We start from the raw sequence: 25,575 nt of genomic DNA, 5'->3' as shown, positions 1-25,575 counted from the left end.
GTCAACAACGAGCGGTTGACGCTGCTTACTCTTCGATGAACCAGTAGCCTTTGTTCACTAATTCAGTCACCACAGTTACGCCTGAAGGAGATAGGGCAGTAGCCGAAGTAATTACAGTTTCATCGCAAAGTATGTTGAGTAACGAAGAGTCCGCTTCATCAACCTTAACCACTTCGCCATTGATGTAAGCTGTGTTGCTTTCATTTTCGTGGTAAAGCGCTTTTAAGCCTGATACACGATGGATCTCGCCTTCAGACTCCAAGTGTTGAGCGATCTCTTCTTGAGTCCATAGTGGCTCTGGGGCAACGATATCAAGTTGATGGCGTGATTGGCTCAATAAACAACCCATGAAATCACTCACGGTTTCAGGCTGTTCTAATGCGGACTTCAACATATCAGTTAGGTTAATCAAATCTGACGAACGAATCTTTCCGTAGCCCTCTTGCGTTTTGAACTCTGGATCATGCAGGTGCACGTCGCCCATATCATGAGCAAGCACAAAGTCGGCAAAGTTACTGATTAACTCTTGCTCTTTAGGAGAGCGGTAGCCAATAGAGTAGCTCATTGATGGTTCAAGCGTGTTGCCTTCGTGTGGGAAGCCTGGCGGGATATAAAGGATATCACCTGGCTCTAAGGTTTCATCAATGATTGGCTCAAAGCCTTCTATTTGGCGTAGAGCAGACGCTTGTACGGTCTCTTTGTATTGACCGACATCTTTCGCGCCCACTTTCCACTGACGTTTACCTTGGCCTTGAATGATGAATACATCGTATTGATCGATATGAGGGCCAACACCGCCTTCCGGTGCTGAGTAGCAAATCATCAGATCGTCGAACAACCAGTTTGGTAATTGTTGGAACGCTTCAGTCAATTGATTTGCACCTTGATGCCAATGGTTGGCTGCTTGAACGATCAATTGCCAATGTGTTTCTGTGAGTTCACCAAACTTCTCTTCAGTAAATGGTCCGTGTTCGGCTGTCCATTTGTTGTCGAGGTTAGAAACAAAGCGAGAATCCACTTCTTCTTCCATCGATAAACCAGCAAGTTCTTCCGGCGAAATTGGGTCGACGAAGTTTTGGAAGCCACCTTTTAAGATGGTTGGTTTTTTATGCCAGTAGTTTTCAAGAAACTCGGGCATAGAAAAGCTAAGTTGGTACATGTGAATCCTGTATATTTTTGTGCTAGGTGCTAGGTGCTAGGTGCTAGGTGCTAGTTTGGCTTGTAAATCTTGCTGGACAATCTTTATTGCTTCTAACGCAACCTTTGGGTCGATCTCGTTGCTTTCGAGTAAATAGATAAGGTCGACAGCTAACTTAACTTCTTCAGGTGCGTTATCCAGTGGTGATGGTGTGTTATCAGTGCTCATTTCGCTTAGGGTTCTCTAAGTTAATCAATCTCTCAATGTTCTTCATTGAGTCCTCACAGCGTTCCAATCGTTCTTTTGCGAGTTGCCAAGCCTCTTCCGCTTTTTTCTTATGGTGGCGTGGCGCTGAATCAAACGCTAATTTTCGTGTTTGAACTAAATCGGCGAGCCGCTTCTGCCAATCTTGGTGTTGTGCGAGTTCGTTGTACAAGTCGTTTAAGGTTTTCCCTGATTTACTTTTCCTGTCTAGGCGCAAATCGTGGTTGGCTAACTCTCGCTGAATCGCTGCAATCTGATTGGTTAGCCTCTCAGTCAGATAATTCGCTCGTGATGAAATGAGCTGATTGGTGCTCTGTTCACGAATTATGGTGTTATAAGTCGCCTGAGTTTCAAGGGCATAAGGGAGAAGAGTCGAGGCTCCGCACTTAAACAAAGCTCGATCAAACAGTGCTTGATGATAAGCGCCACGAGACTTATCGACCTGAGAGCAATGGCCAATCAAGGTATCGATAACACTTTTAAGCTTTGAAAACTGATTCATTTTTCTTCCCGTTTACTGGTGGCTACAAGTTTACAAACCACGCTTCATAAGCCAGTTTTATCGCAAGCACGCTAACCACAGTCACAAACACAGGTCGTATAAACGTCGCACCAAAACGAATTGCAGAGTGTGCTCCTACAAATGCTCCAGCCATTAAGCAAACACCCATGGTTAAACCAAGAACCCAATCAATATGACCTAGAATCGCAAAGGTCACTAAAGAAGTGAAGTTACTGGTAAAGTTCATGGCTTTGGACAGGCCTGAAGCAAGCAAGATATTTAGGCGGTAAAGCGCCATCGAACTTACTGTCCAAAATGCGCCAGTTCCCGGGCCCGCTACGCCATCGTAAAAGCCAAGAATGAAACCTTGGTACTTTTGCTTTTTCTTAAGCACAGGGCAGGGTTTCGGTGACACGTTGTGATTGGCATTCGGGGTCTTGTGAAAAATGGTATAGACCGCCGCAGCAAGAATAACTAATGGTAGTACTTTCTCTAACCATTCAGTGCTAATTGCATCAACGGTTAAAGTACCAATAGTCGCGCCTATCAAGGTGGCAATGAATGCATTGATCCAACATTCGGGTTTAAATAGCTTTTTACGATAGTAAGTAAAGGCCGCGGTCGATGAGGCAAATGTTGCAGCGAGCTTGTTCGTGCCTAGTGCAATATGTGGCGGTAGGCCAAGCGACAGCAAAGCTGGGACGGTTAACATCCCACCACCACCGGCGACAGCATCAATAAAGCCCGCTGCAAATGCAACCAGAGCGAGGATAACCAACATGGTTGGCTCAATCATTTCCATAAATAGCTAGTGTTCTCGTTATTGGCTGTTGATGCAGCCACACGAATAATCGATGGATTAATCATGTTGGGTTGTGAATGCAGGGCCTAGCGATAACTGGCCCATAACTACCTTTAGGGTAGGAAAATTAGTATTTTATTGTTCTTTTAAAAGGCGGTAGTGAGTCGAGTAGGGACTTCCCGTATCGCTTCGTGACTATGCGTCTATCAAGGATCGTGACTTTACCAGAATCTCGTTCTTTACGCAGTAGTCGACCGACAGATTGAATAAGCTTTTTACTCGCTTCTGGAACAGTAATCTGCATAAAAGGATTACCGCCACGAGATTCAATATATTCTGAATGTGCTTGTTCTACAGGTGAAGTAGGAACGCCAAAAGGAATCTTGGTAATAACCAGGTTTTCAAGAAGCTCTCCTGGTAGATCAAGACCTTCTGAAAAGCTGCCGGTTCCAAAAAGAACGCTTGTTTTACCTTGGTCTATGAGCTTTTTATGTTTTTTTAGGATTTCGGTACGTGAAGTATCACCTTGAACCTGCAAAGCCCATGACTTTTTAACGAAATCTGTTGCCAAAGCTTCTGCAACTTTATTCATTTGCCAGTAAGAAGAGAATAGAACGAGATTGGCTTTGTTGTCTTCTATTACCTTAGGCAAAATTTCAATAAGATATTCGGTAAACTGAGGCGCTTGCGGTTCGTATTTCATGGCTGGAACAATCAGCTCCGCTTGATTTTGATAATCAAACGGTGATGCTAAAGCCAGAAATTGCACGCCATCTTCTTCTTTTTGACTGATCCCCGCTTGGTGACAGAAAAAGCTGAACGAGTTGAGTGCTCTCATGGTCGCAGAAACAAGTACCGCGCCGACACAACGGCTCCAAATCTGTTGGTCAAGCTGCCAACCAACTTCGAGTGGAGAAACATTCACGACGAAATCGCCTTCACTTTCTTTATTGAGTTCAAGCCAGCGAGCTAAAGGCGCGCCTTTTTCGCGTTTAGGTTCGGCCATTAAGCGCCAAACTTGCGCTAGGTTTTCCGTTCTTTGTATATAGAAGCCGATTTCAGCAAGCGCAGGCTCGGCTAACTTCGCTGAAAGCTCTCCATCTTTAACACGCTCAGCAATAAGGTCTGCAATCTTAGCGACAGCCTGACTCGCTTTTTGACTCAATTGTTTGAGGTCTTTAGATTCGTTCTCTAACCATTCTGGCAAGTCACCGTGTTCAAAACGGTACAATCCATCTTCAAAATGGGTGGCGTCAAACTGCTTGCTTAGCTGAGTCAGAGTAGGAATTAGCTGTTGTACAGAATCTTGCAATTCATTTCTGAATCGACCTACTCGCTTTTCATCCGCCAAGCCTGAAAGCTTGGTGATGGATTGATTCAAGCGCTCTAACCAAGATGCGGCACCTTTTAAGCTTGCCGCTGCAGAAGAGTGATCTCTCGCTACGTGTGGTAGGTGGTGAGCCTCATCAAATATATAGATGCTGTTTTCTGGCTCAGGCAGTATCACGCCGCCACCTAAGTCAGCGTCAGCCATCACCAAGCTGTGATTGGCAATAATCACATCTGCTTTATCTAGCTCTGAGCGTGCTTTTTGGAAAGGGCAGTCTCTATGAGTAGGCATACTGTTATTACAGCTGTGTTTATCACTGACAATCATTTGCCAAATCATGTTGTCGATTGGTTTCGGCCATGAATCACGGTCGCCATCCCACTTACCTTGAGTCAAGCTGCGGTACATGGTCTGTAATTGTTCGATGTCTTTTTGCTTTGGCTTGGATTCGAACATAGCCATCTGACCACCATCAACCCCACAAGCAGCGGCTAACTTCTCGGCACAGCAATAACGCTGTCTACCTTTGGCGAGTATAAAAGAGAACTCTCTATCAGTTAGTCTTCTATATAGAGGGAGATCTTTATTTACGAGTTGTTCTTGAAGTGCAACTGTCGCCGTTGAAATGACGATTTTTCGATTGTTGAGTACAGCAACAGGAATCGTCGCCATTAAATAAGCAAGTGATTTACCAATCCCCGTTCCTGCTTCAGCAACAATCATGCGGTTACTTTTATGGTATTGACCACAAAGTGTCTTCGCGATTTCTGCAACAAGGTAATTTTGAGCACGTCTAGGTACAAAGTTGTCCAACTGATCTTGGAGGTTTTGATAACTGGTGCGAATAGAATTTTGAATTTTAGTAGTTAGCATACTGTGACCTACGTAACGGAGCGAGGATAGTAGCACATATCACTAGTCGGTACATTTACCGTGAAATAGCTTGCTTTTGAACCAAAGGTAGATCTTGTTCACAAAAAAAAACTGAACCATCAGGAACTTAACGATTTTATTTATCTTCCGAAATATAAATATTAAAAAAGACTGACTTGTAGGTGTTAAATTCTGAATTTTGGTTGTTTTGTAGATTGTTGGTGGTTGTTAATTCTGTTTTGTTGTTTTTTTGGATTATTATATTTCCTGATAAAACGAAGGATAACTTGCTCGTAAAACAATGAAAAAAAATGTAAGTGTTTGATTTTTATTGGTTTGTGTTTTTTTTAGGTTTGTTTTTAGTTTATTTGACACGCAGGATAATCTTTTGCAATCTAGACCTCGAAATTTAGTGACGGTGATTAACCAACAAAGAGTGGTAATGACCAGTCATAAAAAATAAAAGGGAACCGGGCAAGGATCTCCCATTCTTAGAAAAGGCAGTGGATTTATTATGAAAAAGACTCTATTAGCGCTAGCTATCGCAGCGGTATCAACTTCTGCATTCGCAGTTGAAACAAGTTCTCAAAACTCTAAGCCAATGTTTGAGTTTGAAGATATGCATAAAGACCAATTCTCAGTATCTGGTGCTTGGGGTGTCGGTGGTTACTACGATTCTTACTCAGGCGCAATCTATGATGATTGGGCTACAGGCCTAACTCTAGCTATAAGCTACAAAAATAACCGTTGGGTTGGTTACTTTGAAACTGACCTAATGATGAACTACATTTCTGATACTAACGAAAGTGGTAAGACATTGGCGACAAGCGGAGTTGAATCAGGTGCAAATACTGATGTAGATAAAGCTTGGTTGGGTTTTGATACAGGCTACGGTGTAATATCTTACGGTTGGGAAAATGATACAGCTTTAGATAAAGTAGATGGCGCTGGTGATTACACTTACGAATTTGGTGCTTCTGCTGGTGATGCAAGCGATGGTTTTAACGTAGTTAAATTCCAAGGTGCTACTTCAGGTGTTGCTTACGGTATTTCATATTTTGAAACTACTGACCGCCGTGATAGAAACGATGCAGGTAACAAAGTTTACGATAAAGGTGTGAACGGTTATGTTGGTTTTGAACACGAAATTTTCAATATCTATGCTGGTTACGAAGATCGTGACGAAGCTGATTACTCTGTAGTTTCCGTTTCAGGTAATGTCAATGTTAATGATGATTTCCGTTTAGGTTTCAACTCTTGGATGGATGAAGGTGAGAAAGATAGAAATAAATCTGACGTCTTAAACAAGAAAAACACTGGTTACTACCTATCGGGTGCGTTCGATGCTTCTGAGCAAGTAACGGTTGCTGCTGGTTACGGTGCGAACACCAAAGAACAAGATTTCATCGCTGATAAAGATTACAGCTACATGAACGTTGCTGTAACGTACAAGCACAGCGACCGTATTGACATGGGCATTGATATCAAACAAGAGTTAGATCTTCCAGATAGCGAACGCAATGGCGATGAAGAAACATACGTATTCGCAGCTGCTTACTACTACTTCTAATAGTTTAATTTTTAGTTAAGTAACGCTGTAAAAGCCAGTCTTAGGACTGGCTTTTTTGTGCCTGAAATTTATCAACGCATATAAAAATGGCCGCTTATATAGCGGCCATTTCTCTACTTATCGAATTATTACTTAAATTTCTTTCCACTCACCCGGCTGAAGCTGACCCACGTTCATATTCCCCATTGAATAGCGAATAAGACGCAGGGTAGGGAAGCCGATATTTGCGGTCATTCGTCTTACCTGACGGTTGCGCCCCTCTATGATAGTAATGGCTAACCATGTTGTTGGTATCGCGGCTCTAAAACGCACTGGAGGGGTTCTTTCCCACACAACAGGTTCAGATATCACTTCAATCTGAGCTGGCAGTGTCATGCCGTCTTTTAGCTCCACGCCTTTTCTCAATTTATCTAAATCTTCCTCAGAAGGTGCGCCTTCAACCTGCACCCAGTAAGTCTTCGGTGACTTTGAGTTTGGTTGAGTTAACTTAGCTTGGAAGATGCCGTCGTTGGTCAATACCATTAAACCTTCGCTGTCACGGTCGAGTCGTCCGGCAGCATAAACATCTTTAACCGGAATAAAGTCGGCGAGTGTTTTCCTGCCTTCACCATCAGTGAATTGACTGAGGGTATCGAAAGGTTTGTTGAATAAGATTACTTTGCGATCTTCAAGTGATACTTTGGGTTTTGCGCTAGTAGGCTTGCCTTTGTATCGGTGTTTACTTGAGTGCGGTTTCTTGTGCGAATTGCCAGTGTTATTTTTATCACTGCCGCGGCTTGGTCTATTACCGTTTTGTTTTAATGTTGTACCAGAACGAGCTGGTTTGTCTGAGCTAGATGCGCCTCGAGAGCGAGTAGACATGTTAACTACCTTGCAAAAATGTAAACGAAGTGTGCCGAAAAGTTTTCACTGAAACGGAATTGAGCTATCATTTGCGCGCCTAAAAGACACAAAATAGAACAAGTTGATGGACTCTTAAGCCTGATTTGTTTAATTATACCTTCGTGTTTTATTATAACAACGCACTCACGGATTTGGTTCATGCTGTCATCAAGATTGTATGAAAAATAAGATAGAGTACGACTATCGAGTAAGCAGTTTTCACTCTTTGAGTGGCTTACTGGTCAATTTATAACATGCTCACTACTTTAAATGAGCTTGTAAGAACTATAGGGAAATTTCATGCCTACTGAAAAACCAACGATCATCTATACCATTACAGACGAAGCTCCGGCGCTAGCAACTTACTCTCTGCTGCCAATCATTCAATCTTTTACAGCTTCTTCTGGTATTAACGTTGATACTCGCGACATTTCACTTGCAGGGCGCATTATTGCCAACTTCCCTGACTATTTGAACGAAGAGCAACGTATTGGTGATGCACTAGCAGAACTAGGTGAATTGGCTAAGACACCAGAAGCGAACATTATCAAGCTTCCAAACATCTCTGCATCTGTACCTCAACTTCAAGCAACGATCAAAGAACTTCAGTCAAAAGGTTACGCACTTCCTAATTATCCAGAAGAAGCAAATACTGACGAAGAGAAAGCCGTTAAAGCGACTTACGACAAAATCAAAGGCAGTGCAGTAAACCCTGTGCTACGTGAAGGTAACTCGGATCGTCGTGCTCCGCTTTCTGTTAAGAATTACGCGAAGAAAAATCCACACTCAATGGGTGCATGGTCTGCAGATTCTAAGTCGCACGTTTCAAGTATGGACGACAAAGACTTCTTTGGTAGCGAAAAGTCAGTAACGATTGAAGGTGCTACAGAAGTGAGCATTGAATTCGTAGGCAAAGATGGCGCGAAGAAAACACTGAAGCCTGCTTTTGCACTGCAAGATAAAGAGATCATCGATGCTTCTGTAATGAACAAAGCTGCTTTGGTTGCATTCTTTGAAAAAGAGATCGCATCTGCTAAAGAGCAAGGTGTACTGCTTTCTCTTCACATGAAAGCGACTATGATGAAAGTATCTGACCCTGTGATCTTTGGTCACGCGGTTAAGGTTTACTACAAAGACGTATTCGCTAAACACGGTGAGCTATTCGAAGAACTCGGTGTTGATGTTAACAACGGCATCGGCGATGTATACGCAAAAATTGCTGCGCTTCCTCAAGATCAGAAAGAAGCGATCGAAGCTGATCTACAAGCGGTATACGAGACTCAACCACCACTAGCGATGGTAGATTCAGACCGCGGTATTACCAACCTACACGTACCAAGCGATATCATTGTTGATGCATCTATGCCTGCAATGCTGCGTTCTTCAGGTCAAATGTGGGATCCAGAAGGTAAACAAAAAGATACTAAAGCTATGATCCCTGATCGCAGCTACGCAAGCATCTACCAAGCGGTTATTGATTTCTGTAAAGAGAACGGCGCTTTCGATCCAACAACGATGGGTAGCGTACCAAACGTTGGCCTGATGGCTCAAAAAGCGGAAGAGTACGGCTCTCACGATAAAACTTTCATCCTAGAAGCTGCTGGTCAGGTTCAAGTGGTTGACGCTTCTGGTTCTGTTCTTCTTGAGCAAGACGTAGAGGAAGGCGATATCTTCCGTATGTGTCAGGTTAAAGATGCACCAATTCAAGACTGGGTTAAGCTTGCTGTAACTCGCGCACGTGCTGCGGGTGTTCCGGCGGTATTCTGGTTAGATGCAGCTCGAGCACACGACGCTCAGCTTATTAAGAAAGTAGAAGCTTATCTTCCTGAGTACGATACAGATGGTCTTGAAATCAAGATCCTTGCTCCACTTGAAGCAACTCAATACTCTCTGGTTCGTATCAAAGAAGGTCTAGATACTATTTCTGTTACAGGTAACGTATTACGTGATTACCTAACTGATTTGTTCCCAATTCTAGAGCTTGGTACGTCAGCTAAAATGCTGTCGATTGTTCCACTAATGAATGGCGGCGGTCTGTTTGAAACAGGTGCTGGCGGTTCAGCGCCTAAGCACGTGCAACAAGTAGAGAAAGAAAACCATCTGCGTTGGGATTCTTTAGGTGAATTCTTGGCATTAGCTGCATCTCTAGAACACCTAAGCGTAGTCACTGGTAATGCTAAGGCACAAGTTCTCGCTGATGCGCTTGATAAAGCGACCGGTGAATTCCTAGATAAAAACAAATCTCCTTCACGTCGAGTCGGTGAGCTTGATAACCGTGGTAGCCACTACTACCTAGCAACATACTGGGCTAAAGCGCTTGCTGAGCAAACAGTTGATGCTGACCTAGCTGCTGAGTTTGCAGGTGTTGCAAGTCAACTGGCTGAAAGCGAAGAAGCGATTGTTGCTGAGCTGAACAATGCTCAAGGTCCAGCAGGTGATTTAGGGGGTTATTACCTACTTGATGATGCACTAGTTTCAACGCTAATGCGCCCGAGTGCTACATTGAACGCATTCATTGACGCATAGTGATTAGGACTAACCGTTAGCAAGTCATGGATATGGGTTGCTAACGAGTCGCTTAATCTGACAGTTAAGTCATAGGTTAAGTCAAAACGAAAGACGCTTTAACGATAACGTTAAAGCGTCTTTTTTTCATAATGCTTTCCTAGACCTAGCTTGAGGGCGAAGATCCTGGGACGAATTGTACTGTGAGCTACTATTTAGCTCCCAGATCGAAAAACCGCTCATTTAATCCTGTATTAAAGGTATCAAATGAGCGGTTTCAATATTCTGCTTATCTGTCAGTCGTTAATTAAGACTGATGGAGGTTACATGATTTGGCAATCGCCTATTTAGCGGCGCTGCCTTCGACAGGAACAACGGAACTAGCATGGGAGCCTTTAGGTCCACTTTCTACTTCATAGTCGACTTGCTGACCCGCTTTTAAGGTTCGATAACCATCCATCTGTATTGTGGAGTAATGGGCAAAAATATCGCCGTCTTCACCTTCTGGACAAATAAAGCCAAACCCTTTGGCGTTGTTAAACCATTTTACTGTACCTGTAGCCATGCTATACATCCCTCATGCATTTTGTTACTAACGTTGTTATATCAATTGTCGTAAGTGCGATTGATATCATTCTTACCAGCTAACGGATTTCAGCTGATAACTTGAATCTCGTACATTGCTTACGGAAATTAACGCTACCTTGCGTAATAATTCCTTGTTGTTGCATTTTTTTGCTTATTGTTAAGGTTGCTTAAGAAAAACCTTTTAGCACCAATGTAGCTAATGATTGAGCGCAGTCAATAGTAAATTGGTATAAAAGTGATCAATTTTAATAACAAATCACATTCGAGATTAACCACAAACTATTAACTAAATAGTAACTTAGTGGTGATCTTATGGTCAGCGTCAATAGTAATGGTGTCTTTTTAATCAATCACATATGTTAATTCTGTTAATAGAGATCTTTTATTTGCAGCGATGGAAATGGTGGATTAGGCTCAGTATAGAGGAATATTTTTTGGTACTGTTTCTTGGTGCAGTTTCTTAGTACACCGTAAAGCGTGAATGTGGTAGATTTGAGTTAAGTAAGCACTCACGAATTCCGAAAAATAACCTTAGCAAAGCTGATATGAGCAGAAACTTCGAATGGGCAGCTCCAGGCTCAGATTTACTGGAGAAAGAAGCAACAAAAGTAAAGCCACCGGCTATGTATAACGTTGTATTGAACAACGATGATTACACGCCAATGGATTTTGTCATCGAGATCCTCGAGCGGTTTTTCTCACTAGATATCGAACAAGCAACGGAAGTGATGCTCAAGGTTCATTATGAAGGTAAAGCTATATGCGGCACGTACAGTGCTGAAATAGCGGAAACAAAGGTAGCGCAGGTCACGATGTACTCAAAGGAAAATGAGCATCCGCTACTATGTACAATGGAGCAAGTATAAATTGCTCGAACAACACTGTTGTTCCCTTAGGAGGTACTTATGCTAAATAAAGAATTAGAGTCGAGTTTAAATGGCGCATTTGCTCGTGCGCGAGACAAGCGACATGAGTTTATGACTGTCGAACACCTCCTACTAGCATTATTAGAAAATGATGCGGCCAAGGAAGCGCTCCAAGCTTGTCAGGCTGATCTCGATGCTCTTCGCAATGAGCTCGATATTTTTATTGATCAAACGACCCCACTTATCCCTGAAAGCGACGAAACTCGTGAAACTCAGCCAACATTGAGCTTCCAACGAGTACTTCAGCGCGCTGTTTTTCATGTTCAATCTTCAGGTCGCAGCGAAGTAACAGGTGCAAACGTACTTGTGGCTATTTTTAGCGAGCAAGAGTCTCACGCGGCGTATCTTCTTAAGAAAAACGACATCAGTCGCTTAGACATCGTTAACTTCATCTCACACGGCATTACTAAAGCCAGCAACGAAGGCGATAGTGCTTCATCATCAGATTCATTTGGTGGTGCAGAAAATGCTGAAGAAGCGAATTCTGAAGATCGTTTAGAAAATTTTGCGACCAACCTTAACGAAGTTGCGAAGCAGGGTAATATTGACCCTCTAATTGGTCGTGACAAAGAGCTTGAACGTACTATTCAAGTCCTATGTCGTCGTCGTAAGAATAACCCTCTACTAGTGGGTGAAGCGGGTGTAGGTAAAACTGCTATCGCTGAAGGTCTTGCATGGCGTATCGTTGAAGGGCAAGTGCCTGAAATTATTCAAAGCAGCGTGATTTACTCTTTAGATATTGGTTCACTGCTTGCGGGAACGAAATATCGTGGTGACTTTGAGAAACGTTTTAAAGCGATTCTTAAACAACTAGAGAAAGAAGAAGACGCGATCCTATTCATCGATGAGATCCACACCATTATTGGTGCGGGTGCTGCATCGGGCGGTCAAGTTGATGCAGCAAACCTAATCAAGCCACTACTAAGCAGCGGTAAATTACGTTGTATCGGTTCAACGACATACCAAGAATACAGCAGTATTTTTGAGAAGGAGCGCGCGCTATCTCGTCGTTTCCAAAAAATCGATATTGTTGAACCATCATTAGATGACACGACTAAGATTCTGATTGGTCTTAAGCCAAAATACGAAGCTCACCACGAAGTACGTTACACCAACAAAGCGTTGCGTGCGGCTGTGGAACTGTCTGCGAAATACATTAACGAACGTCACCTACCTGATAAGGCGATTGACGTAATTGATGAAGCAGGCGCTCGTAGTCGCTTAGCACCAGCAAGCCGTCGTAAGAAAACGGTAAGCGTGGCTGATATTGAGTCAATGGTTGCGAAAATGGCTCGTATTCCTGAAAAGTCAGTATCATCTTCAGACAAAGATACGCTGCAGAAACTGGATGACCGCATGAAAATGTTGGTATTCGGACAAGATCCAGCGATCGATGTATTGAGCGAAGCGATCAAGCTGACTCGTGCAGGATTAGGAGCAGACAATAAACCTGTTGGTTCATTCCTATTTGCTGGTCCTACTGGTGTGGGTAAAACTGAGGTGACGGTTCAGCTTTCTAAACTGATGGGTATTGAGCTGCTACGTTTTGATATGTCTGAATACGGTGAACGTCACTCTGTGAGCCGTCTGATTGGTGCTCCTCCTGGTTATGTAGGATACGATCAAGGTGGTCTACTCACTGATGCAGTAATCAAGAACCCGCACTCTGTTGTGTTACTTGATGAGATCGAGAAGGCTCACCCAGATATCTTTAACTTGTTATTACAAGTGATGGATAACGGTACTTTGACGGACAACAATGGTCGCAAAGCGGATTTTCGTAATGTGATCTTAGTCATGACAACCAACGCAGGTGTCGCGGAAACCGAGAAGAAATCGATCGGTCTGATCCAACAAGATCATGCGCCAGATGCAATGGGTGAGATTAAGAAGGTCTTCACTCCGGAGTTCCGTAACCGTCTTGATAATATCATTTGGTTCAACAGTTTAGACCCAAGTGTAATCAGCCAAGTTGTCGACAAGTTTATCGTAGAGCTTCAGGTTCAACTGGATGCACGTGGTGTCTCTTTAGAAGTATCTGAAGATGCACGTCATTGGTTGGCACTCCTAGGCTATGACAAGACCATGGGCGCACGTCCTATGGGGCGAGTTATTCAAGAAAAGCTTAAGAAGCCGCTTGCGAATGAATTGTTGTTCGGTAGTTTGGTCGACGGCGGTACTGTGAAAGTGTCACTGAAGAAAGATGAACTGGACTTCGTTTACGTAGGCGCCAAAGAAGAAGTGATGCACTAAACAATTGATGAATAGCTCAAAAGCTTAGCTATAAAACGCATGACTTAGGTTGTGCGTTTTTTTATGCTTGCGAGATGCGAGATGCGAGATGCTACGAGGTAGGTTTTGCTAAAGGGGCAATGTTCAGGCGATAAAAAACGGAGCCTTAAGCTCCGCTTCTTATTGTATTCGCTAATTAATAATTAACGAGCACGGAAGACGATGCGGCCTTTAGAAAGGTCGTATGGAGTCATCTCAACAGTTACTTTATCACCAGTAAGAATACGGATGTAGTTCTTACGCATTTTACCAGAGATGTGTGCTGTCACTACGTGACCGTTTTCAAGCTCAACACGGAACATTGTGTTTGGTAGAGTATCAAGGACAGTGCCTTGCATCTCGATTACGTCTTCTTTAGCCATCTAATCCTCTTTCGAAATTTGGCGGTTTTCAACGGCTTGATTGTGCCGTTAAAATCAAAATATGTAAAGTTGTCGCGTATTCTACCCTTGCCACCGCTGATTTACTAGCCTTTGATGACGTTGAAATCGTACTTTATAGTTCATCGCAGGGCATTCATCGATTTGATAACCCAAATATAACCACTGTTTTCGCTCTTTCTGGGCATGTTGGATCTGGAATAGAACGCCAAGTGTTCCTATGGATATATCGATATCAGGATCGAAGAAGGTATAAAACGCGCTGGTGCTATGAGCCATAACATCGGTCACCGCAATTCCGATTAACTTGTTCTCGTCATAGATATGCATGAACTTTGTTGTAAGCCACTCATTTTGTGAGAATTGTAGAAACTCTTCTTTCTTTGGTGGATACATGGTTCCCGAACGATGACGAGCGGTAATATAGCGGCTATATAAATCAAACCAGTTGTCATCCATCGTGTCTTTCAATTCCCAACGAAGTGATTTTGCCTTGTTGAGGACGCGTCGTTGGCTCTTAGAAAACTTAACTTCTGGAATAGAAAGACGAATGGCTTGGCACGCTGAGCAATTATCGCAATGTGGCTTATAGATCGTTGAACCGCTACGACGAAACCCGTTGGCAAGTAGAACTTCATAGTTATCTGAGGTGTGCATGTGTTCATCAAGCGTGACTGCCACTCTTTCTTCGAGGTGAGGCAAGTAGCTGCAAGCATGATTGTCTGTTAATCCAATTCTGATTTGTTGTAAATCTGGATTCATTAAGGCGTTTCCTCTAGCCATTGGCTTTCAAAGCATGCATCGTCAACGGGCGTTTCTTTGAGTAACTGTAGAGAGCTCAGAAATTCGTCTCTCTCGACCTCGATAGCGCCTAAGGATTCCAAGTGAGGGTTCATAACTTGGCAATCGATGAGCTTGCCACCGAATCGGGTAAAGTGTTTACAAAAGTACCATAGCGCAATTTTAGAGGCATTGGTCTTCAAGCTAAACATAGATTCACCGCAAAAGACTTGGCCTCTTTGTAAGCCATAAAGCCCGCCGATCAGCTCATCGTCTTGCCACACTTCAACGGAATGACAGAATCCTAATGAAGCGAGTTCACAATAGGCTGACTGCATGTCATTGTTCAGCCACGTTTCTTCTTCGGGCCTTAGTGACGAGCAGTAGCCAATCACTTTGTCAGTCGCTTGGTTTATGCTGACACGATAATTGTGTTTTCTTTGAAACTTTTTAAGACTTTTTGACGGTTCGAATGTCTTAGGATTAAATACCGCTCGCGGTGTTGGGCTCCACCAAAGTATAGGCTCACCTGGGCCATACCATGGAAATATACCTTGGCTATAAGCATTTAAAATTCGCATTGGTGACAAGTCACCACCAAAGGCGAGCAGACCGTTGGGTTCATCAAGCGCGTCGAAGGGCGAAGGAAACTCTATACTAGTAGTATCAAGTTCGGTTAGGTATATAGTCATAAGTACCGCGTTACAGATTAATCACTGACCAAGAGGTCTTTAGGAGTTTTACCATGAAGAAGTTGCTTTGGATTTTACTTGTTTTGCCCATGTTGGCAAATGCAGCTTACAACAGAAACGAAGCTCGACCAGTGAACGAAGTTGTTTATGGTGAGATCGATACGGTTAGATACATCACTCAACAAGAGATCGTTGAATCGAAAGCGAATGGTTGGGAAACCTTATTGGGCGCTGCGATCGGCGGTTTGATCGGTAACCAGTTTGGTGGTGGTACCGGCAAAGAAGTAGCGACGGCTGTTGGTGCCGTGGCTGGTGCAGGGATTGCTCGAAATCGAGGCAATACACAATATAAAATCGAGTACAAACTTGTCGAGTTATTGGTTAAAACCAAAGACAACAAGCTGGTTAATATCATCCAAGATGTCGATAACTCGATGTTGTTTAACCGAGGCGACGATGTGCGAATTCTGTATTTTTCCGATGGCGTACGTGTTGATCTAGCGTACTAGTATGCAAAGACGATTGATTGGCTAATTAATCACCTTTATAAGGGGGATTAGCTCTGGAGTTCGTCGGAAAAGTTCGTTAGTCTGCAAGTACGAAGAATTATTCATCACCCGAAAATAAATACGCGCCAGTGACTTCGGGTGGTACAAGGACTATAAGATTTAATGGAAAGCCTTACGTTACAACCAATTCAAAAAGTGAGTGGGGAAGTTAACCTACCTGGCTCAAAAAGTGTTTCTAACCGTGCACTTCTTTTGGCTGCACTTTCAACTGGAACGACTCGCCTAACAAACTTGCTAGATAGTGATGACATTCGTCATATGTTGAATGCGTTGACTCAACTAGGTGTTAACTATCAGCTGTCTGCTGACAAAACTGTTTGTGAAGTAACGGGTGTTGGTGGTGCATTCTCAAGCGATAAAGCCCTTGAACTTTTCTTAGGTAACGCAGGTACGGCGATGCGCCCGCTTGCTGCAGCACTGTGTTTAGGCCGTGGTGAATACGTTCTGACAGGCGAGCCTCGCATGAAAGAGCGCCCGATTGGCCACTTAGTAACGGCACTACGAGAAGCCGGCGCTGAAGTCGAATATCTAGAAAACGAAAACTACCCACCACTGAAGATCACAGGTACTGGCCTTAAGAGTGGGACGGTTTCAATCGACGGTTCTATCTCTAGCCAGTTTTTGACGGCATTTTTGATGGCAGCACCGTTAGCTGACGGCGAAGTGACCATCAAAATTGAAGGTGAATTGGTTTCTAAACCTTACATCGATATCACGCTACACATTATGAAACAATTTGGCGTGGACGTGATCAATAATGACTACCAAGAGTTCGTGATCCCGACTGGTCAATCTTACACAGCTCCGGGTGATTTCTTAGTGGAAGGCGATGCATCATCAGCATCTTACTTCCTTGCGGCGGCAGCGATTAAAGGCGGCGAGATCAAGGTGACGGGTATTGGTAAAAACAGTATCCAAGGTGATATCCAATTCGCTGATGCCCTTGAAAAAATGGGCGCTGAAATCGAATGGGGTGATGACTACGTTATCTCTCGTTGTGGTGAGCTGAAAGGCATTGATATGGACTATAACCATATTCCTGATGCGGCAATGACTATCGCGACAACGGCTTTGTTTGCGAAAGGCACAACGGCTATCCGTAACGTCTATAACTGGCGTGTGAAAGAGACTGACCGTTTGGCTGCGATGGCAACCGAACTACGTAAAGTCGGTGCTGAGGTTGAAGAGGGTGAAGATTACATCATCGTTAACCCGGTTGCTGAACTGACACACGCGGCGATTGATACCTATGATGACCACCGCATGGCGATGTGTTTCTCTCTAGTTGCTTTGAGTGACACGCCTGTGACCATTAATGATCCTGGTTGTACGTCAAAAACATTCCCTGATTACTTCGACAAGCTGAAAATGCTGAGTCAATAAGATACGAAGTATAAAGGTTCAGGAAGTAAAAAAGCTTGCCTAAATGGCAAGCTTTTTAATTATTGCTGAAGCGTAAACTCTTTCGAAAGATGGTGCGCTAAGTATTTAAACATGTTAAACACTGCGGTTGTATTCTCTGTCGGCATTCCATTGCTGTCTAGGAAGTATTCACCTTTGAAGATGAGTACATCGTCTTTCTCTACTACGCTGTTTGTGCGCATGCCTTCAATGTAGTCATCATGTGATTGGATAATTTGGTTTGCGATAAGCAGTAAATCAAATTCTGCTATTACTTTCTTTGTCATGAGTTTATCTCTGATAACTGAATATAACGTTGAGTTTATGGTGTCGAACTAGAAATTCAATGATTTCACAACCGATTAAGAGAGTCTTTTCGGATATCCACAATTTATTTTGTGATTTACGGCAAAAATAATTGAATGGGGCTCGCGTTAGATTCGCGGACAAGCTTAGTATGAGCCCGTTTAGACGTAATGCCTGATGAATAGGCTCTTGCAAGTATTCTTAATGAGTACTTTATAGCTTCTTTATATTGTGCCCCTTTTATCTATGAGTCGTCGAATTGTCGAGCGATCAGATCCAATTTTGAAAAAAGCGGTTGATCTTCTAGTAATCTCGCACAATAGTAAAAAAAGAAGCAATGAATTTAGAATATCATGCGTAAAAGCCCACAAGTTAAATTGTTGGTGCTGAAGCATCGTGATTAAGGACGTTAGAGTCAATATGGGTAAATCGCTCGTTATAGTGGAGTCGCCGGCCAAGGCTAAAACTATCAATAAATACCTTGGCAAAGACTTTGTCGTTAAGTCGAGTGTAGGTCACGTACGTGATTTACCAACGGCTGGTCAAAGTACTGGTAAAAAGGCTGCTGCAGTTTCAACAAAGGGTATGAGCCCGGAAGAAAAAGCTCGTATCAAGAAAGAAAAAGATCGCAAAGCTCTTATCAAAAAAATGGGTATCAACCCGTATAAAGAGTGGGAAGCGAACTACCAAGTACTACCTGGTAAAGAAAAAGTCGTTGCTGAATTGCAAAAACTGGCTGAGAACGCAGACCATGTTTATCTCGCAACCGATTTGGACCGCGAAGGAGAAGCTATCGCATGGCACCTTCGTGAGATCATCGGTGGCGATGAAACGCGATACAAGCGAGTGGTTTTTAACGAAATCACTAAGAATGCTATTCAACAAGCTTTCGAAACTCCAGGTGAGCTAAATATTGATGGCGTAAACGCACAGCAAGCACGACGTTTTATGGACCGTGTTGTTGGCTTTATGGTGTCACCTCTGCTTTGGAAGAAAGTAGCACGAGGCCTATCCGCTGGCCGTGTTCAATCAGTAGCTGTAAAACTATTGGTAGAGCGTGAGCGCGAGATCAATGCCTTTATCCCTGAAGAGTTTTGGGATGTGCATGCTGATACTAAAACAGCAGAAAAAACCGACTTCAGACTGCAAGTTGCACAGAAAGACGGTGTTGCGTTTAAACCTGAAAATGAAGCGCAAACTCAAGCTGCAGTTAGTGTTTTAGAAAAAGCGCAATACGAAGTATGTAAACGTGAAGACCGCCCAACCAAGAGTAAGCCGTCTGCACCTTACATTACATCGACGCTGCAACAAGCGGCGAGTACGCGTCTTGGTTACGGCGTAAAGAAAACCATGATGCTGGCTCAACGCCTGTATGAAGCTGGTTACATTACTTATATGCGTACTGACTCGACCAACTTGAGTTCAGAAGCGGTAGAAGCTGCTCGTGAATACATTGGTTCTGAGTTTGGTGCTCAATATCTTCCACCGAAAGCACTGGCATACGGCAGCAAAGAGGGCGCTCAAGAGGCCCACGAAGCGATTCGTCCTTCAAGTGTAGATGTTAAGTCGGAAGATCTAAACGGCGTAGACGCAGACGCACACAAGCTTTACTCGCTGATTTGGAATCAATTTGTTGCTTGTCAAATGACACCTGCGCAATACGATTCAACAACAGTGAGCGTTAAGGCTGACGAATACACGCTAAAAGCGAAAGGTCGTATTCTTAAGTTTGATGGTTGGACTCGCGTTCAACGCCCAATGGGTAAAAACGAAGACACGATTCTTCCAGCAGTGCAGATTGGCGATAAGCTTGATCTGATTGCTCTAGACCCTAAACAGCACTTCACTAAGCCACCAGCTCGTTTCACTGAAGCGGCGCTTGTTAAAGAGCTTGAGAAGCGTGGTATTGGCCGTCCTTCAACTTATGCATCGATCATCTCGACGATTCAAGATCGTGGTTATGTGAAAGTTGAACAACGCCGTTTCTATGCTGAGAAGATGGGTGAAATTGTTACTGACCGTCTAGATGGCAGTTTCAATGACCTAATGAACTATGACTTTACTGCTCGTATGGAGCAGAAGTTAGACCAAATTGCTGAAGGCGAAGCTAGTTGGAAAGGCGTGCTCGATAACTTCTTTGAAGATTTCACTGGCGATTTGGAAAAAGCGGATCTTGATGAAGATGCGGGTGGCATGAAGCCAAACCACATCGTAGAAACTGATATCGAGTGTCCGACTTGTGGTCGTAAGATGGGTATCCGTACTGCTTCGACAGGCGTATTCTTAGGCTGCTCTGGCTATGCGCTTCCACCAAAAGAGCGTTGTAAGACAACAATCAACCTTGGTGACGAAGAAGGCATTATCAATGTGCTTGAAGAAGACGTTGAAACAGCAGCACTTCGAGCTAAGAAACGTTGTCCTATCTGTGAGACGGCAATGGATGCTTATCTGATTGATGATAAGCGTAAGATGCACGTATGTGGTAACAACCCTAACTGTGAAGGTTATGTGGTTGAGCACGGCGAGTTCAAAGTGAAAGGCTATGATGGTCCGCTTGTTGAGTGTGACAAGTGTGGCTCTGATATGGTTCTAAAGAACGGTCGTTTCGGTAAGTACATGGATTGTACCAATGACGATTGTAAGAACACTCGTAAGATTCTCAAGAATGGCGAAGTTGCGCCACCAAAAGAAGACCCAGTGCACTTCCCTGAACTTCCATGTGAAAACTCAGACGCGTACTTCGTGCTTCGTGACGGTGCTTCTGGTCTGTTTATGGCGGCGAGCAATTTCCCTAAATCACGTGAAACACGTGCACCATTAGTGGAAGAGCTGGTTCGTTTTAAAGACCGTATTTCACCTAAGTTCCAGTACCTGACGTCAGCACCCGTTGCTGATCCTGATGGTAAGCCGGCAGTGGTTCGTTTTAGTCGTAAGACAAAAGAAAACTACGTTCGTACTGAAGTCGATGGAAAACCATCTGGTTGGACCGCTCTGTATATCGACGGTAAATGGGAAGTTACGGATAAACGTAAAAAGCCCAAAGAAAAGTAACTGAAGATTAATCGATTAAAAAAGCAGCCACTGGCTGCTTTTTTTTGATCTCAATATGACTAATTATGCAACTTGTTGAGTTGGTGTTTCATCTGCGAGAATTTATTAAATTCACGCCGTAAAATAAATGATGACAATTAATCAAATCTTCTTATGCAACTTTAACGAGAATGTAACTTAATTAAAATATTGTAAGTCACAGATCAGTGTTTAGTTGTATACCTGATGTATGTCGGGTGTTAATGTAATGTTTCGCTCAGACGGTGTAATGTGAGCTGCTTTAAGTCTTAGGAAAGCAATCAGCTTACGTAGCACAGAATGGCGTATTAAAAATTGAAATCGGCAGGAAAGTCGATAACGTATATAAAACCAAGTGCAAAGAATAGTGCACGGACAACAACGTTTGGCTTAGGATACTGTCACTGTATGTGAATGGATATTCGCTAAGTACCGAAATAAGTGTTGGTGCTCATCCCCCAGAGGAAGATACCTCTACGAGCACTGACATCGACAAGCTATAAATATATGGAGAATAAAATGGCTGGTGTATTGGGAATGATTCTTGCTGGTGGTGAAGGCTCTCGCTTAAGACCTTTAACTGAATCTCGCAGCAAACCCTCGGTTCCTTTCGGTGGTAGCTACCGCTTAATTGATTTCGCTTTGAACAACTTCGTTAATGCTGATCTTATGAAGATCTATGTATTAACACAATTCAAGTCACAATCCCTGTTCCATCACATGAAAAAAGGTTGGAATATCAGTGGCATAACAGACCGTTTTATCGACCCAATTCCTGCGCAAATGCGTACGGGTAAGCGTTGGTATGAAGGTACTGCAGATGCCATCTATCAAAACCTTCGCTTCATGCAGTTGGAAGAACCAGATCAAGTTTGTATTTTTGGTTCAGATCATATTTACAAAATGGACATTAAGCAGATGCTTGATTTCCACAAAGAAAAGAAAGCTGCGCTAACTGTTTCTGCACTGCGTATGCCGCTTGCTGAAGCATCAGAGTTTGGTGTTATCGAAGTGGATGCGGAAGGTCGTATGATTGGTTTTGAAGAAAAACCAGCTAACCCTAAGTCAATTCCGGGTGACCCAGAATCTGCGCTTGTTTCTATGGGTAACTACGTATTTGAAGCAAACGAGCTTTTCGCTGAGCTTGTTGAAGATGCAGATAAAGAAGATTCGACGCACGACTTCGGCAAAGACATCATTCCAAACATGGTTCCACGCGGTGATGTGTTTGTTTACGACTTCAGCACCAACCGTATTACTGGTGAGAAAGAAGAAGTTTACTGGCGCGATGTAGGTACGATTGACGCGTACTGGCAAGCTCACATGGACCTTCTTGAAAAAGATGCGCCATTCTCTCTATACAACCGCAAGTGGCCACTACATACTTATTACCCGCCATTACCACCTGCGACGTTTACTGATTCGGCAAATGGCCGTGTTCAGATCATCGACAGCTTAGTGTGTAACGGTAGTTACGTACGCGGTTCTCGTATTGAGAAGTGTGTACTGGGTTTCCGCAGCAATATCGCATCAGCGTGTGATATTAGCGAAAGTATCTTATTGGGCGATGTGAAAGTGGGCGAGGGTTGTGTACTTCGTCGTGTTATCGTTGATAAAGATGCAGACATCGCACCTGGCACGCAGATCGGCGTAAACCTGAAAGAAGATAAAAAGCATTACCACGTCTCTGACGATGGTGTAGTAGTTATTCCTAAAGGAGCACGAGTTGGTTACTAAGACTCTCTCGGTACTTTTTGTAGCGTCTGAAGTTGAAGGCTTGATTAAAAGTGGTGGCTTGGCTGATGTAGCCAAGGCACTGCCGAAAGCGTTACAAACACTCGAACAGGACGTTCGAGTGACCATCCCCGCTTACCGCAACATTCCAAACATTGATTCAGCAGAAGTTATCTTAGCGACTGAGCTCGACCATTGGCCTCATACCGCTTATCAAGTAAAAAAACTGAATGTAGAAGGTGTTCAAGTCTTTGGTATTGAATGTGCCAAGTATTTTGACCGTCCAGAAATGTACGCAGAAAATAACCAAGCTTACGCTGATAATGGAGAGCGCTTCTCGTTCTTCAGTGCAGCATGCCTTGATATGCTTCCGAAGCTTGGGTTCCAACCTGATATCATTCACGCGAACGACTGGCATACTGGCTTTGTTCCTTTCTTGCTTAAATCGCGTTACCAACAACACGACTTCTTTGAAAATACACGCAGTGTTATCTCAATTCACAATGCGGTTTTCAAAGGTGTGTTCTCTTACGGTGAGTTGCAGTCTCTTCCTGAGATGCACAGCTACAATGTTCCAGAAGCTTCGGTAAGTGATACTCATGTCACCATGCTAAAAGCCGGTGTGATGTGTGCAGACAAAGTGAATGCAGTAAGCCCAACCTATGCAGAAGAGCTCAAAACTGAGCTTGGCAGCCATGGTATGGCGGCAGAGTTTCAACACAGGTCTTCTGATTTAGTCGGTATTCTGAATGGTTGCGATTACGGCGCTTGGAACCCTGAGACAGATGCTTTCTTGCCTCGTAAATACAAAGCAACTAAGCACAGCATGGTTCGCGGAAAGTCAGCTTGTAAGCAAAAACTGCAACAAGATGTTGGCCTGCCAGTCATCGATTGCGCTGTGTATGGCATGGTTTGTCGCCTGACAAATCAAAAAGGCGTGCATTACTTATTGCCTATCATTGAGCAGTTTTTGAAGAACGATCTTCAGATCGTGATTGTAGGTACAGGCGATCCAGTGTTGGCGAGTCAGCTAAAAGAGCTATCGGCACTTCACTCAGACAAGTTCTCGTTCGTAGAAGCATACAACAACGAGCTAGCACACTTGGTTGAAGCGGGCTCCGATTTCTTCTTGATGCCTTCCGAATTCGAACCTTGTGGTTTAAACCAGATCTACAGTATGGCTTACGGTACTTTACCGATTGTTCGTTCTGTGGGTGGTTTAAAAGACAGTGTGAATGATTACGATCAGGATCCTGAGGTAGCAACTGGATTTGCTTTTGAAGAGCCGACGCCGCAAGCGTTATTGGCTGTACTGCATCGTTCATTACTGCTTTATGCACAAAACCCATCTGAAATTAAGCGTGTTCAGCTTTATGCGATGCAGCAAGATTTTAGTTGGGAAGATGCCGCAAAAGAGTATCTTGCGATGTATCACTCTGCATTTTAGCGCTCTGTTTTAGCTTCTAAAATTAGCGGATGTACGGCAATTGTTTTTAATGAAAGAGGCGCTCTAATAATAGGGTGCCTTTTTGTTTTCTGGTCAGATCACATCACGTTTATAAAGACAAAGCTTGCAAACTCATTTTAGTCAGGTAGAAAAGGTGAGGTTGGTATTCACATGACTAATGACAGGTTTGACACTATTATCACTTAAAGTTCTTAATTGCGTGATATCCTTAGTCATCGCCTCGTGATGAGGCATAGCTCCATTTTAATAATTAAAGCGATAGGTATGTCTGAGAGTTTATTATTTCATAAAACATTTACTCACCCTACGAGCGATGAGTGGGTTGTATTTGTGCATGGCGCAGGAGGCAGCTCCTCTATCTGGTTTAAGCAGATCAAAGCGTATAAGCAGCACTTCAACTTGCTTCTCATTGATCTGAGAGGACATGGTAAATCAGACAACATACTTAAAGAGCTGATTTCGAATCGCTATACGTTCAAATCGGTCACGCTCGATATTCTTAAAGTGTTAGATCACCTCAAAATCCGTTCAGCACACTTTGTGGGCATGTCTCTTGGGACGATTATCGTTCGCAACGTTGCAGAGCTCGCAGCAGGTCGTGTTCGCTCAATGGTACTTGGTGGGGCGGTAACCAAACTCAACACTCGTTCGCAAGTATTGGTCAAACTCGGTAACCTGAGTAAGCACATCATTCCTTACATGTGGCTTTATAGCCTGTTTGCTTACATTGTGATGCCGCAGAAAAGCCAGAAAGAATCGCGCCACTTGTTTATCCGCGAAGCCAAAAAGCTATGTCAAAAAGAGTTTAAACGCTGGTTCATCCTGACGGCTGACGTAAACCCTCTGATGAAGTATTTCAAAGATAGGGAGCTACCAATCCCGACTCTCTACTTGATGGGAGAACGTGATTACATGTTCATCAAGCCCGTTAAAGAAATGGTTGAGGCGCATGAGTCGAGTGAACTAGTTGAAATCGCAAACTGCGGTCACGTGTGTAATGTTGAAAACCCTGAAGAATTCAATCAACATTCTATCGAGTTTATCCAAAAGCAAATCCAGTGATCTTTTAGGTTCATTCTCTGAGCCGAGTATCAAATTGAATTCAAATAAAACGGGAAGCTAACTTAGCTTCCCGTTTTATTTGAAGGAGGTATCTGACTAAATCTCAGGTTGTCGTCGTGAGATATTATTCAGGAGAGGCTGCGCCACATTGCCAACAAGAACCGAATTGAGCTTCATTGACTTCATGACACTCACCACAACGCCACTCTTCATAGATGATCGAATCTTGTTGTTTTTGGTAGTCATTGACAATAGTGCGAGCTTTACTGGCTAATTCTGGCTCATATAGCCATACGTAAGGGTCAGTTTCTTCGGTAAATGGGATCTCCCCTTTTAAACCAAACAAACCTTCACCACGGACTTCACACGCAATATTCTCACTTTCTAACAATCCACAGATGATATGGGCTTCTGTTGGATTCGATGCACTGAAGATTTTCAT

Annotated in this window: 22 protein-coding genes; 10 read left to right on the top strand and 12 right to left on the bottom strand. The window is 43.4% G+C overall.

Annotated features, from left to right (window positions below):
- Positions 1-25: 25 nt before the first annotated feature.
- From ITG10_RS01870 to dinG, 5 genes are all read right to left on the bottom strand, one after another.
- On the bottom strand, positions 26-1,159 hold the full coding sequence (locus ITG10_RS01870; RefSeq protein ID WP_017630868.1) for a cupin domain-containing protein: 1,134 nt from the start codon (positions 1,157-1,159) through the stop codon (positions 26-28).
- Between the two features lie 36 nt (positions 1,160-1,195).
- A complete protein-coding gene (gene rsmS / locus ITG10_RS01865) occupies positions 1,196-1,366 on the bottom strand; it encodes a pleiotropic regulatory protein RsmS (protein WP_017630867.1) in 171 nt (56 codons plus the stop codon).
- Positions 1,356-1,904 carry a primosomal replication protein gene (locus tag ITG10_RS01860; RefSeq protein ID WP_017630866.1) on the bottom strand — a complete coding sequence of 183 codons (549 nt, stop codon included), beginning with the start codon at positions 1,902-1,904 and terminating at the stop codon, positions 1,356-1,358. The genes rsmS and ITG10_RS01860 overlap by 11 nt, the downstream gene beginning before the upstream one ends.
- Before the next feature lie 22 nt (positions 1,905-1,926).
- A complete protein-coding gene (locus ITG10_RS01855; RefSeq protein ID WP_048659683.1) occupies positions 1,927-2,706 on the bottom strand; it encodes a TSUP family transporter in 780 nt (259 codons plus the stop codon).
- A gap of 127 nt (positions 2,707-2,833) precedes the next feature.
- Positions 2,834-4,909, bottom strand: coding sequence for an ATP-dependent DNA helicase DinG (gene dinG / locus ITG10_RS01850; protein WP_017630865.1), 2,076 nt, complete (start codon positions 4,907-4,909; stop codon positions 2,834-2,836).
- A 514-nt stretch (positions 4,910-5,423) separates the two neighbouring features.
- Between dinG and ITG10_RS01845 the strand changes: the two genes are divergently transcribed.
- On the top strand, positions 5,424-6,479 hold the full coding sequence (locus ITG10_RS01845; protein WP_065111040.1) for a hypothetical protein: 1,056 nt from the start codon (positions 5,424-5,426) through the stop codon (positions 6,477-6,479).
- A gap of 132 nt (positions 6,480-6,611) precedes the next feature.
- Here the strand turns inward: ITG10_RS01845 and ITG10_RS01840 are convergent, their stop codons facing one another.
- Positions 6,612-7,340 carry a pseudouridine synthase gene (locus tag ITG10_RS01840; protein WP_065111041.1) on the bottom strand — a complete coding sequence of 243 codons (729 nt, stop codon included), beginning with the start codon at positions 7,338-7,340 and terminating at the stop codon, positions 6,612-6,614.
- A 321-nt stretch (positions 7,341-7,661) separates the two neighbouring features.
- Here ITG10_RS01840 and ITG10_RS01835 point away from each other — a divergent pair, with 321 nt between their 5' ends.
- Positions 7,662-9,887: an NADP-dependent isocitrate dehydrogenase gene (locus tag ITG10_RS01835; RefSeq protein WP_017630864.1), complete on the top strand. Its 2,226-nt coding sequence runs from the start codon at positions 7,662-7,664 to the stop codon at positions 9,885-9,887.
- 322 nt (positions 9,888-10,209) lie between these two features.
- On the opposite strand, the gene cspD is transcribed toward ITG10_RS01835, so the two are convergent.
- Positions 10,210-10,431, bottom strand: a complete 222-nt coding sequence (cspD, locus tag ITG10_RS01830) for a cold shock domain-containing protein CspD (RefSeq protein ID WP_017105782.1) — start codon at positions 10,429-10,431, stop codon at positions 10,210-10,212.
- A 568-nt stretch (positions 10,432-10,999) separates the two neighbouring features.
- On the opposite strand from cspD, the gene clpS reads away from it, so the two are divergent.
- Both clpS and clpA read left to right on the top strand, forming a co-directional pair.
- Entirely contained in the window at positions 11,000-11,320 is a 321-nt protein-coding gene (gene clpS, locus ITG10_RS01825; protein ID WP_017630863.1) for an ATP-dependent Clp protease adapter ClpS, read from the top strand.
- 39 nt (positions 11,321-11,359) lie between these two features.
- Entirely contained in the window at positions 11,360-13,633 is a 2,274-nt protein-coding gene (gene clpA, locus ITG10_RS01820; RefSeq protein ID WP_017630862.1) for an ATP-dependent Clp protease ATP-binding subunit ClpA, read from the top strand.
- A gap of 182 nt (positions 13,634-13,815) precedes the next feature.
- On the opposite strand, the gene infA is transcribed toward clpA, so the two are convergent.
- From infA to aat, 3 genes are all read right to left on the bottom strand, one after another.
- Complete coding sequence (infA, locus tag ITG10_RS01815; protein ID WP_001040192.1) at positions 13,816-14,034, bottom strand: translation initiation factor IF-1; 219 nt, start codon at positions 14,032-14,034, stop codon at positions 13,816-13,818.
- An 81-nt stretch (positions 14,035-14,115) separates the two neighbouring features.
- Positions 14,116-14,814 carry an arginyltransferase gene (locus tag ITG10_RS01810; RefSeq protein ID WP_017630861.1) on the bottom strand — a complete coding sequence of 233 codons (699 nt, stop codon included), beginning with the start codon at positions 14,812-14,814 and terminating at the stop codon, positions 14,116-14,118.
- A complete protein-coding gene (aat, locus tag ITG10_RS01805; protein WP_017630860.1) occupies positions 14,814-15,524 on the bottom strand; it encodes a leucyl/phenylalanyl-tRNA--protein transferase in 711 nt (236 codons plus the stop codon). Before aat ends, ITG10_RS01810 begins: the two co-directional genes overlap by 1 nt.
- A gap of 53 nt (positions 15,525-15,577) precedes the next feature.
- Here aat and ITG10_RS01800 point away from each other — a divergent pair, with 53 nt between their 5' ends.
- Positions 15,578-16,033, top strand: a complete 456-nt coding sequence (locus tag ITG10_RS01800) for a glycine zipper 2TM domain-containing protein (protein ID WP_017630859.1) — start codon at positions 15,578-15,580, stop codon at positions 16,031-16,033.
- Positions 16,034-16,195: 162 nt separating this feature from the next.
- Positions 16,196-17,476 carry a 3-phosphoshikimate 1-carboxyvinyltransferase gene (aroA, locus tag ITG10_RS01795; protein WP_017630858.1) on the top strand — a complete coding sequence of 427 codons (1,281 nt, stop codon included), beginning with the start codon at positions 16,196-16,198 and terminating at the stop codon, positions 17,474-17,476.
- A 59-nt stretch (positions 17,477-17,535) separates the two neighbouring features.
- Here the strand turns inward: aroA and ITG10_RS01790 are convergent, their stop codons facing one another.
- On the bottom strand, positions 17,536-17,781 hold the full coding sequence (locus tag ITG10_RS01790) for a YciN family protein (RefSeq protein ID WP_017630857.1): 246 nt from the start codon (positions 17,779-17,781) through the stop codon (positions 17,536-17,538).
- Between the two features lie 439 nt (positions 17,782-18,220).
- On the opposite strand from ITG10_RS01790, the gene topA reads away from it, so the two are divergent.
- The 4 genes from topA (at position 18,221) to ITG10_RS01770 (ending at position 25,133) form a co-directional block, all read left to right on the top strand.
- Positions 18,221-20,851, top strand: coding sequence for a type I DNA topoisomerase (gene topA, locus ITG10_RS01785; RefSeq protein ID WP_239848776.1), 2,631 nt, complete (start codon positions 18,221-18,223; stop codon positions 20,849-20,851).
- 525 nt (positions 20,852-21,376) lie between these two features.
- Positions 21,377-22,606 carry a glucose-1-phosphate adenylyltransferase gene (glgC, locus tag ITG10_RS01780; RefSeq protein ID WP_128644363.1) on the top strand — a complete coding sequence of 410 codons (1,230 nt, stop codon included), beginning with the start codon at positions 21,377-21,379 and terminating at the stop codon, positions 22,604-22,606.
- Positions 22,596-24,050 carry a glycogen synthase GlgA gene (glgA, locus tag ITG10_RS01775; protein ID WP_248386651.1) on the top strand — a complete coding sequence of 485 codons (1,455 nt, stop codon included), beginning with the start codon at positions 22,596-22,598 and terminating at the stop codon, positions 24,048-24,050. The genes glgC and glgA overlap by 11 nt, the downstream gene beginning before the upstream one ends.
- 285 nt (positions 24,051-24,335) lie before the next feature.
- Entirely contained in the window at positions 24,336-25,133 is a 798-nt protein-coding gene (locus ITG10_RS01770) for an alpha/beta fold hydrolase (RefSeq protein WP_017630854.1), read from the top strand.
- Positions 25,134-25,257: 124 nt separating this feature from the next.
- Here ITG10_RS01770 and ITG10_RS01765 read toward each other — a convergent pair whose 3' ends face one another.
- The gene (locus tag ITG10_RS01765; RefSeq protein WP_017111051.1) at positions 25,258-25,575 is read right to left on the bottom strand and encodes a DUF2007 domain-containing protein; all 318 of its coding nucleotides are present in this window, start codon (positions 25,573-25,575) and stop codon (positions 25,258-25,260) included.

The organism is Vibrio sp. ED004, from assembly GCF_023206395.1.
In the GTDB taxonomy this organism is placed as follows: domain Bacteria; phylum Pseudomonadota; class Gammaproteobacteria; order Enterobacterales; family Vibrionaceae; genus Vibrio.
Note: the sequence above shows the minus strand (reverse complement) of the source record. Positions and strands in the feature narration are given on the sequence as shown.